The 1,997-nt window shown below is 53.3% G+C and carries 3 protein-coding genes; 2 read left to right on the forward strand and 1 reads right to left on the reverse strand.

What is annotated here, in order from left to right:
- Positions 1–260: 260 nt before the first annotated feature.
- Entirely contained in the window at positions 261–1,115 is an 855-nt protein-coding gene (dmeF, locus tag B4967_RS05695) for a CDF family Co(II)/Ni(II) efflux transporter DmeF (RefSeq protein ID WP_243470360.1), read from the forward strand.
- 96 nt (positions 1,116–1,211) lie between these two features.
- Here dmeF and B4967_RS05700 read toward each other — a convergent pair whose 3' ends face one another.
- Positions 1,212–1,487, reverse strand: a complete 276-nt coding sequence (locus B4967_RS05700; protein ID WP_083024149.1) for a metal-sensing transcriptional repressor — start codon at positions 1,485–1,487, stop codon at positions 1,212–1,214.
- 225 nt (positions 1,488–1,712) lie between these two features.
- Between B4967_RS05700 and B4967_RS17775 the strand changes: the two genes are divergently transcribed.
- The gene (locus B4967_RS17775) at positions 1,713–1,970 is read left to right on the forward strand and encodes a hypothetical protein (protein WP_139794419.1); all 258 of its coding nucleotides are present in this window, start codon (positions 1,713–1,715) and stop codon (positions 1,968–1,970) included.
- Positions 1,971–1,997: the final 27 nt, after the last annotated feature.

Consider the following 1,997-nt stretch of genomic DNA (forward strand, 5'->3'; position numbering starts at 1 on the left):
TAACGTGTCAACTCTATTCAGGAAGGGTCAATACAAGAAAAAAGGCCCCTGCCGGAGCCAATGAAAAAGAATAGATCAGACAGTATAGCCCTGAAAAAACAAATAGATTCACAAGTAAAGCGATGCTATCGCATAGCCAGTTGTGAACCCACCTATTCTCCACTAACATCCCACCTATCCCCCCTGGGGGGATAGGTGGCGTCGCAATGCTCGATAGTGCATACGCTGAATATGGTCTTCTTTCCTTAGGTACGCCCGTCATGCATCACCATCGCCTTGACCAATGGCAACACGATCATACGTTTGGCCAGAACCATAAACGCTCCGGTGAGTCGCGAACACTCATTGTGGTCGGGCTGACCTTGGCTATGATGATTTGGGAAATTACGGCGGGTGTAATCTACGGATCAATGGCGCTGCTGGCCGATGGGTTGCACATGGGCTCTCATGCGGTGGCACTGGGCATTGCCGCCTTCGCGTATACCTATGCTCGGAAGCAGGCTACGAATGACCGTTTCTCATTTGGCACTGGAAAGGTCAACGCGTTGGGCGGGTTTACCGGCGCGATACTGTTGGCCGTATTCGCCCTGTACATGGTGATAGAAAGCGTGGGCCGCTTTATTCAACCCGTTGAGATCTCGTTCAATGGCGCTATTTTTGTCGCGTTTATAGGTTTGGTGGTCAACGGTATTTCTGCCTGGATATTAGGCGAGACCGGTCATGACCACCATCATGGGCACGATCATGACCACAGCCATCATCATGACCATAATCGTCGTGCCGCTTACCTGCATGTATTGGCGGATGCACTGACATCAGTGCTCGCGATTGTGGCGCTGCTGGCGGGTAAGTATGCGGGTTGGGGTTGGATGGATCCTGCCATGGGCATCGTGGGCGCTATCTTGGTCACCCCCTGGTCCTGGCAATTGCTTAAAGAGACATCGACAGTACTGCTGGATCATCAGCATCAATCGATGGAAAAAGCCGTCAAACAGGCCGTTGAGAACGATGATGCCCGTGTGATTGATCTCCATGTGTGGTCGATTGGCCCCAATATTTATGCTGCTATCGTCTCCATCGTGGCCCATGAGCCTGAGTCACCCATGGCATATTAAACGCCATATCCAAGCTCATTGTTCTTCTCTCGTTCACATCACGGTGGAGATATTGCCCTGTGAGGAAGACCAAAGTACTGGATTGGCGTTAGCTCATCACAGATAACGCGCAATCGCTTTGAAATCGTCGACATGGTGTTGCTGTTCCGGTGAGAGCGGGCTAAGGGCGTCATCCAGACAGTGTTCAATATGGTCATGGATCAATACGCGCTTAGCCTGCTGGACAGCTTTCTCGACCGCGTGGAGCTGCTGCGCGATGTCAAGGCAGTGGCGCCCCTCTTCCATCATGTGCGTCACGCTCTGCAAATGGCCGCGAGCGCGATTGAGTCGCTTGATGATATCGGGATGCGACTGGTGGGTATGCGGTGTCATGCTCTTTTCCTTTTCATTGTTTCTATCCCCCTAGGGGGGATGTTAATCTATTGGTATCATGCTGCCAACGCTCGCGGTGAAGCAGCATGTATTTATCAATTGTCACTTTCACTCTGGTTGTTTTTTCCATGCTCCATCGGCTGCGCCACCGTCTTGGCTACCTGATGTTTTTACTAGTGTTCTTGCCCAGCCTGGTCATTACCAGCATTGGCGAGGCGCAAGCGCATGGGGCGGCGAGCAACAGTCAGCGACCATACAAGTGATCTCAGTGGCCATGGTCATACCCATGGCCACATGCATGAAGACGGTCACCAATTCCCCCATGAGAGTGGCAGTCACTTCCACGAACAAGCGGACCGGTTGGGGGCGAGCATTGCCATCGCACCCAACGTCCGTCATGCCCTGCGGCTAGGCGAACGCCGCGGTTCCCCCCAGCGTCGTGTCTACCGCTTAAAGCGCCCCCCACGGCCAGTCACCGCGTGATGACTGGGGCCATCCATCGGATGGCCA

The organism is Vreelandella lionensis (genome assembly GCF_002087295.1).
GTDB lineage: Bacteria > Pseudomonadota > Gammaproteobacteria > Pseudomonadales > Halomonadaceae > Vreelandella > Vreelandella lionensis.